The sequence below is a fragment of the Qipengyuania sp. genome, assembly GCF_043423005.1.
Classification (GTDB): domain Bacteria; phylum Pseudomonadota; class Alphaproteobacteria; order Sphingomonadales; family Sphingomonadaceae; genus Qipengyuania.
Window position 1 is genome coordinate 1 of record NZ_JBHWMI010000073.1, and the last position, 7,026, is coordinate 7,026.

8 protein-coding genes and 1 pseudogene are annotated in these 7,026 nt (G+C 66.5%); 5 read left to right on the forward strand and 4 right to left on the reverse strand.

The annotated features are described in order from the left end of the window. Positions 1-205 (forward strand): annotated as a pseudogene (locus tag ACHFFA_RS10705) (diacylglycerol kinase); the annotation flags it as partial. Then, on the forward strand, positions 195-1,055 hold the full coding sequence (locus ACHFFA_RS10710; RefSeq protein WP_394270831.1) for a metallophosphoesterase family protein: 861 nt from the start codon (positions 195-197) through the stop codon (positions 1,053-1,055). The pseudogene ACHFFA_RS10705 and the gene ACHFFA_RS10710, both read left to right, overlap by 11 nt. A 57-nt stretch (positions 1,056-1,112) precedes the next feature. Here ACHFFA_RS10710 and rpsI read toward each other — a convergent pair whose 3' ends face one another. The 3 genes from rpsI to ACHFFA_RS10725 form a co-directional block, all read right to left on the reverse strand. Then, on the reverse strand, positions 1,113-1,631 hold the full coding sequence (gene rpsI / locus ACHFFA_RS10715; RefSeq protein ID WP_394270832.1) for a 30S ribosomal protein S9: 519 nt from the start codon (positions 1,629-1,631) through the stop codon (positions 1,113-1,115). Continuing rightward, positions 1,631-2,110, reverse strand: a complete 480-nt coding sequence (gene rplM, locus ACHFFA_RS10720; protein WP_394270833.1) for a 50S ribosomal protein L13 — start codon at positions 2,108-2,110, stop codon at positions 1,631-1,633. Before rplM ends, rpsI begins: the two co-directional genes overlap by 1 nt. A gap of 151 nt (positions 2,111-2,261) precedes the next feature. Next, positions 2,262-3,323 (reverse strand): COX15/CtaA family protein, encoded by a 1,062-nt coding sequence (locus ACHFFA_RS10725; RefSeq protein WP_394270834.1) that lies wholly within the window; start codon positions 3,321-3,323, stop codon positions 2,262-2,264. A gap of 139 nt (positions 3,324-3,462) precedes the next feature. Between ACHFFA_RS10725 and ACHFFA_RS10730 the strand changes: the two genes are divergently transcribed. From ACHFFA_RS10730 to ACHFFA_RS10740, 3 genes are all read left to right on the forward strand, one after another. Next, positions 3,463-3,867 carry a MerC domain-containing protein gene (locus ACHFFA_RS10730; protein ID WP_394270835.1) on the forward strand — a complete coding sequence of 135 codons (405 nt, stop codon included), beginning with the start codon at positions 3,463-3,465 and terminating at the stop codon, positions 3,865-3,867. Positions 3,868-3,879: 12 nt separating this feature from the next. Next, positions 3,880-4,869, forward strand: a complete 990-nt coding sequence (gene thiS / locus ACHFFA_RS10735; RefSeq protein WP_394270836.1) for a sulfur carrier protein ThiS — start codon at positions 3,880-3,882, stop codon at positions 4,867-4,869. Positions 4,870-4,956: 87 nt separating this feature from the next. After that, positions 4,957-5,484 carry a hypothetical protein gene (locus ACHFFA_RS10740; protein WP_394270838.1) on the forward strand — a complete coding sequence of 176 codons (528 nt, stop codon included), beginning with the start codon at positions 4,957-4,959 and terminating at the stop codon, positions 5,482-5,484. 51 nt (positions 5,485-5,535) lie between these two features. Here ACHFFA_RS10740 and ACHFFA_RS10745 read toward each other — a convergent pair. Then, the coding region (locus ACHFFA_RS10745) for an AMP-dependent synthetase/ligase (protein ID WP_394270837.1) at positions 5,536-7,026 on the reverse strand (1,491 nt) is incomplete at its 5' end.

Sequence of the window (7,026 nt, forward strand, 5' to 3'; positions counted from 1 at the left end):
GCAAGGACTGGCGATCCTCAAGCGCGATTTCCGCGAAGGGCCGCACGACCAGCTCGGGACGTCTCGCAAGGTGACCGTGCGTTCGCTGGAGGGCGAAGCCATCCCGCTGATGGTCGATGGGGAACGCAGCGAGGGCGCCAGCGCGCTGGTGTTTTCGCTCGACACGCTCGACGTCGATCTGCTTGGGCCGGTCGATGGCCGATAGCACGCTGCTGTTCCACCTGTCCGACATTCACTTCGGGCTCGAGCACAACCGCGCGCTCGACTGGGTCGCGGCGGAAGTGGCCGCGCGCAAGCCCGCGGCTGTGCTGATCACCGGCGACCTGACGATGCGTGCGCGGAGCCGCGAGTTTGCCGCCGCGCGCGACTGGATCCTGTCGCTCGCCGCGCCGGTGACGGTCGAGGTCGGCAACCACGACCTGCCGTATTTCAATCTCTACGAGCGGTTCTTCGATCCCTACGCCAAGTTCCGGGGGATGGAATCGGTGGTCGAGAAGGAACTCGATCTGCCGGGGATCGCGGTGATTCCCTTGAAGACCGCGGTGCGAATGCAGCCGCGGCTAAACTGGTCGAAGGGCTGGGTCAGCCGCCGCGCGCTCGACAAGTGCCTGGCGGCGCTTGACGCCTTGCCGGCGGGCAAGCGCGCGATTGTGACGGTGCACCATCCGCTGGTCGAGGTCGGCACGCGCGGTACCGCCATGACGCATGGGGGCACCCGTGCCCTGGCCGAGCTCGCCAAACGGGGCGTGCTCGCGGTGCTCTCGGGGCATGTGCACGACCCGTTCGACCTCATGCGCGAGACCGCCAACGGCCCGATCCGGATGATCGGCGCGGGCACGCTGTCGCAGCGCATCCGCTCGACCCCGCAGAGCTTCAACGAGCTGACCTTCGACAGCGACGGGCGCCTGTGTGTCGAGGCGCGCAACCTGCAGGACGTGCCCACCGAGGCGATGAAGATCGACGATGTGCCCGAGGACGCGAGGCCCCCGCGCGAGCCCGGCGAGCCGATCGCCCCGGTCGGCGCGGTGCCCCGGACCGATCCGCCGGTGCACTGATGCGAAAAGGGCGGCGCCTCTCGGCACCGCCCTTCCTTTCCGCCGTCGCGGAAACTGTTAGCGCTTGGAGAACTGGAAGCTGCGGCGGGCCTTCGCGCGGCCGTACTTCTTGCGCTCGACCACGCGCGGGTCGCGGGTGAGGAAACCCGCGGCCTTGACCGTCGCGCGCAGCGCCGGCTCGTACTTCGACAGCGCCTGGCTGATACCGTGCTTGACCGCGCCGGCCTGGCCCGAAAGCCCGCCGCCCGAAACGGTTGCGACGACGTCGTACTGGCCCTGCCGCTCGGTGATGGCGAAGGGCTGGTCAATGACCAGACGCAGCGTCGGGCGAGCGAAGTAGACCTCCTGGTCCTTGCCGTTGACGATGACCTTGCCGCTGCCGGGCTTCAGCCAGACGCGTGCCGTGGCATCCTTGCGGCGACCGGTGGCATAAGCACGGCCCTGTTTGTCGAGCTCCTGCTCGCGCAGGGGCACGTTCGCGGTGCGGGCGATCTCGGCGGCATCGCCTTCCGGCGCATCGCCGGCGATCGTCTTCAGATCGGCGAGATCGGATACGGTGTTGGTGGTGTCAGCCATCATGCGGCAACCTTGTTCTTGCGATTCATCGAAGCAACGTCGAGCGTCTCGGGCTGCTGTCCGTCATGCGGATGCGCGGTGCCGGCATAGATGTGCAGCGCCTTCATCTGCGCCCGGCCCAGCGGGCCGCGCGGGATCATCCGCTGAACCGCTTTCTCGAGCACGCGTTCGGGGAAGCGGCCTTCGAGCACCTTGGTGGGGGTCGTTTCCTTGATCCCGCCGGGATGGCCGGTGTGCTTGTAATAGACCTTGTCGTCCATCTTCTTGCCGGTGAAGCGCACCTTTTCGGCATTGATGATGATGACATGGTCGCCGCAATCGACATGCGGGGTGAAGCTCGGCTTGTGCTTGCCGCGCAGGATGTTGGCAACGATCGCCGCCAGGCGGCCGACGACGAGATTCTCGGCGTCGATGATGTGCCACTTCTTTTCCACCTCGGCCGGCTTGATCGACCGGGTGACCTTGCTGAGCGCCTTCATGGCTGGTGATTCCGTCTGTTCGAGTTCAGGCCGCCATGGCGGCGACCGGACATGCCGTGCGAATCCGCAAGCGGACCCGCAAACGGGGCGCAATTGGCGCTCATCGCGCCAAAGGTCAAGCTTTTGCGCGGGCTTTGCCTGTGGTATAATACTACCGCAGGCCGTCGGCGTCCTTGATTTGCGGCTGGCCAAGCACATGGGCAGCCCATGCAAACGCGGCGACGACCAAGGCTCCTACCACCTGATGAGCGACCGCGATCCACAACTCCACCCCGGTCAGAACGGTGGCGATGCCAAGCAGGATCTGCGTACCCACCGCCGAGTGGATCGCCACCGAAGCCCGGCGTTCCAGCCGGCGGACCCGCCGCGCCAGCACGGACAGTGCGACCAGCGCGGCCAGCGCCCACCAGCGGTGGAGGAAATGAATCGCGAAGGGATCGTGGGTCACAGCCCACCACAAGCCGCGGTCGAGCGCGACCTCGGGCACCAGCCGCCCTTGCATCAGCGGCCAGGTGTCGCTGGCCAGTCCGGCGTTCAGTCCGGCGACCCATGCCCCGAGCAGCAGCTGGACGAACAGCACCAGGCCGACCCAGCTTGCCGTCCGCGTCCAGCGCGCCCGCGCACCGACGGTTGCATGGCGGCGCAAGTCGAGCGCGGTCCAGATCAGCCCGCCAAGGGTGAACAGGGCGGTCAGAAGATGGATCGAGAGCCAGAAATGGCTGACATCGGTCATCGTCCCGGCGAGCCCGCTCCTGACCATGAACCAGCCGAACACGCCCTGCAGCCCGCCCAGCGCCAGAAGCGCGACGAGACGCGCCTTGTAACCCTGCGGGATCGCGCCCCGGATCCAGAACCATGCCAGCGGCAGGGCAAAGGCCAGCCCGATCACTCGACCCAGCAGGCGGTGGAACCATTCCCAGAAATAGATGAACTTGAACGCCGCAAGATCCATGCCTGCGGGGCCGGTGACGTTGATGTATTCACCGGTCTGCCGGTAGAGATCGAACTCTGCCTGCCACGCGCCGTCGGACAGGGGCGGGAGCGCGCCGGTGATCGGCTTCCACTGGGTAATCGAAAGACCGCTCTCGGTCAGCCGCGTGATCCCGCCGACCGCCACCATCAGCAGCACCAGAACAGCGACGACGAAAAGCCAGTTCGCCAGCGCCAGCGGGCGGTGCAGCCGGGTGCGGGATTGACCAGTTTGTCCGTGCATGAACGCCTCAGTGGTAAGCCGGCGGGCGATAGACAAGGGAAATCGCCCTCGCCCCCGCAGGCCGCAAGGCGATGAATCGACCTAGCCACGGGGGGGTCGCCCCTTGCGCCGCGTTACATTGTCACATATCTCGCACGCCATGCTTCAAAGGTCCACATCCGCGATTCGGCAACGGCTGGACCGTGCGGGGATCATTCTTTCGGGTCTCTGCGCGATCCATTGCCTAGCGACCATCGTGCTGGTTTCGGCCATGGGTCTTGGCAGCCAGGTTCTGCTCTCGCCCGATATTCACCGGATCGGCCTGGTTGCGGCCACCCTTATCGCCGGCGTGGCGATCGGCTGGGGGGCGCTGCGGCATCGGGTCGCCGCACCGTTCGTGATCGCGATGACCGGGCTGAGCTTCATGGGCGGCGCCCTCGCCGTACCGCACGGCTACAAGGAGGCGATCCTGACGATCATCGGGGTGGCCCTCGTCTCGCTCGGGCATATCCTCAACGTGCGGCACTGCCGCTCGGCGACTTGCAAGGACCGCTGCGACACCTAAGTGCAGGCCGTCATGTCCGCTTCAAAATCCGTCACCGTCAACGGCGAGAGCCGCCGCACCGCCGCAACCGATATCGCGTCACTGGTGCGCGAACTCGAACTCGACCCGGCCCGGGTCGCCGTCGAGCATAATGGCGAAATCGCGCCGCGCAGCACGCTCGCCGCCTGTTCGCTGGCCGAGGGTGACGTCATCGAGATCGTGCATTTCGTCGGCGGCGGGCAGACGCACGAAGACGACGACAGCTGGTCGGTTGCCGGACGGACGTTCCGCAGCCGCCTGATCGTCGGCACCGGCAAGTACAAGGATTTTGCGCAGAACGCCGCCGCGCTCGAGGCGAGCGGGGCCGAGATCGTCACCGTGGCGGTGCGGCGGATCAATGTCAGCGACCCCAAGGCGCCGATGCTGACCGACTTCATCGACCCCAGGAAGGTAACCTACCTGCCCAACACCGCCGGCTGCTTCACCGCGGACGAGGCGATCCGCACCCTGCGCCTCGCGCGCGAGGCCGGGGGCTGGGATCTGGTCAAGCTGGAGGTGCTGGGCGAGGCGCGCACGCTTTATCCCGACATGCGCGAGACGCTGAAGGCGACCGAGGTGCTGGCCGCCGAAGGCTTCCTGCCGATGGTCTATTGCGTCGACGATCCGATCGCGGCGAAACAGCTCGAGGATGCGGGCGCGGTCGCCGTCATGCCGCTGGGGGCACCGATCGGCAGCGGGCTGGGCATCCAGAACCGGGTGACGATCCGCCTGATCAAGGAAGGTGCCAGCGTGCCCGTCTTGGTCGATGCCGGGGTCGGCACCGCCAGCGATGCAGCGGTGGCGATGGAACTGGGCTGCGACGGAGTGCTGATGAATACCGCCATCGCCGAGGCCAAGGACCCCATTCGCATGGCCCGGGCAATGAGGCGGGCGGTCGAGGCCGGGCGCGACGCCTATCTCGCCGGCCGCATGGCGACGCGCAAATACGCCGACCCGTCGAGCCCGCTGGCCGGCCTCATCTGACCGCTTTCCCGCACCGGCATGGCTGGCGCTTACGACGCGTTAACCATCCTGCCCCATGCTGCCATTCGTCAGCAGGAGGGACATGGCATGACGGTGACGAACAGGGCATCGACGACGATTGCCGAAATGCGGGAATTCGCCAGCTTCACCCCGGCCGAGCAGCGCTATATCCGCCGCAGCCTCGATATCGGCCTCGGGCGGTGCGATGCATTCCTGGTCTGGGGCCGGACCGCGCATGAAAACGCCGGCATTCGCAGCCAGTACGTGACCTATCAGGAATTGAAGGCACTGCGGCTTGCGATTCCGGCGGAAACCGGGTTCGAGATGATCGAGCCGTTCGTCGGCAAGCTGACGCGGGTGGCGGCCTTCGATCTGGCCCAGGAACGTCTGGAAAGCTTCTCCGCCTTCCGCTTCCTCTATGAACGCCTGCTCGGAGCCGAGGCGCGGCCATGGTTGCCGAGCGCCTTCTGCGCCGCCGCCGCGCTCCCGCAGATCCGCCCCGACCGACGCAAGATGCTGCTCCAGTCGCTGAGCGAGGCTGCCGCGACCGCGCCGGGCTGGAGCGACCGCGCGCCAAGCTTCTATCCGGAGTTCATCGAAGAGGTGGCGGCCTGAAGACTGCCGGCGAGCGGCCGACTTCGCGACGCTCGCCGCGCTGAATCGGGCCTAGGCCTTGTACAACCCGTCCAGCCGCTCGCCGTAGCGCTCCTTGATCTTGTGACGGCGGATTTTCATGCTCGGCGTCATTTCCTCATTCTCGATGCCGAAGGGTTCGTCCGCGAAGGCGAACTGGCGGACCTTTTCCACCACCGACAGATCCTTGTTCACCCGGTCGACCGCGGCGGCCACCGCCTTGCGGTATTCGGGCAGCTTGAGCACCTCGCGGCAATCGAAGGTCTTGCCCTGCGCCCGGCACCATTCCAGCGTCCACTCGGCATCGGGCACCACCAGCCCGACGACATAGGGCCGGCGGTCGCCGGTCACCATCGCCTGCGCAATCTCGGGTTGCAGCGTCAGCATGCCCTCGAGCTTTTGCGGGGCGATGTTGTCCCCCTTGTCGTTGACGATCATGTCCTTCTTGCGATCGGTGATCACGATCCGGCCCTTCTCGTCGATATGGCCGATGTCGCCGGTGTGGAGCCAGCCCTCGACGATGGCGCGCTGCGTCTCGCTCTCGTTCTGCCAATAGCCGTGCATCACCAGTTCGCCCCGGCAGAGGATTTCGCCATCCTCGGCGATCCGCACCTCGACTCCGCGCAAGGGGGGACCGACGGTGGCCATCGCGATCCCGGCGCGGGGGCGGTTGCAGCTGATCACCGGCCCGGCTTCTGTCTGGCCATAGCCCTGCAGCAGGGTAAGGCCCATCGCATCGAAGAACACGCCGACCTCGGGATTGAGCGGCGCCCCGCCCGATACCATCGCCTTGATCCGCCCACCGAAACGCTGGCGAATCTTGGGGCGAAGCAGTTTCTCGAGCGTGATGTCGAGCAGCCGATCCCCGATCCGGCGCTTGCCCCGAGACTTGCGTTCGCCAAGCTCGAGCGCAAGGGTCATCAGGCGTTCGGCCATGCCGCCCTGCTTGGCCACCTGCTTCATGATCCGTGTGCGCAGCACCTCGAACAGGCGCGGCACCACCACCATCAGGGTTGGGCGCGTCTCCTCGATATTGCTGGCAAGTTTCTCCAGCCCCTCGGCGTAGTAGATTTCCGCCCCGACCCCGATGGGCAGATATTGTCCGCCGGTGTGCTCGTAAGCATGGCTGAGCGGCAGGAAGGAGAGGAACCGGTCATCTTCGCTGAGGCCGAAATCCTCGGCCAGCACCTCGGCCGCGCCGGCGACATTGCACAGGATCGCACCGTGATGCTGCATCACCCCGCGCGGCGCACCCCCCGTCCCGCTGGTGTAGATGAGGCAGGCAGTATCGTTCCGCCCGATGCCGGCAAGACGGGCGTCGACTGCGCGGCGGGCCGCTGCCGCATCGCCTTTCACGAGGTCGGACCAGCTATGGCAGGTCAACCCCCCGCTCTGGAACTGGCGCAGGGAATCGATCGGAATGATATGCTCCGCCGTCCCGGTCCGGATGACTGCGGGGATCAACGGGACCGACAGCTTCTCGGTCGATACGATCACTGCCCGCGCACCCGAATTGTCGAGGAT

What these genes read in the sequence shown, in the direction of transcription:
- ACHFFA_RS10710 (WP_394270831.1), top strand. Translation starts at nt 195, where the DNA reads ATGGCCGATAGCACGCTGCTGTTCCACCTGTCCGACATTCACTTCGGG.
- rpsI (WP_394270832.1), bottom strand. Translation starts at nt 1,631, where the DNA reads ATGGCTGACACCACCAACACCGTATCCGATCTCGCCGATCTGAAGACG.
- rplM (WP_394270833.1), bottom strand. Translation starts at nt 2,110, where the DNA reads ATGAAGGCGCTCAGCAAGGTCACCCGGTCGATCAAGCCGGCCGAGGTG.
- ACHFFA_RS10725 (WP_394270834.1), bottom strand. Translation starts at nt 3,323, where the DNA reads ATGCACGGACAAACTGGTCAATCCCGCACCCGGCTGCACCGCCCGCTG.
- ACHFFA_RS10730 (WP_394270835.1), top strand. Translation starts at nt 3,463, where the DNA reads ATGCTTCAAAGGTCCACATCCGCGATTCGGCAACGGCTGGACCGTGCG.
- thiS (WP_394270836.1), top strand. Translation starts at nt 3,880, where the DNA reads ATGTCCGCTTCAAAATCCGTCACCGTCAACGGCGAGAGCCGCCGCACC.
- ACHFFA_RS10740 (WP_394270838.1), top strand. Translation starts at nt 4,957, where the DNA reads ATGACGGTGACGAACAGGGCATCGACGACGATTGCCGAAATGCGGGAA.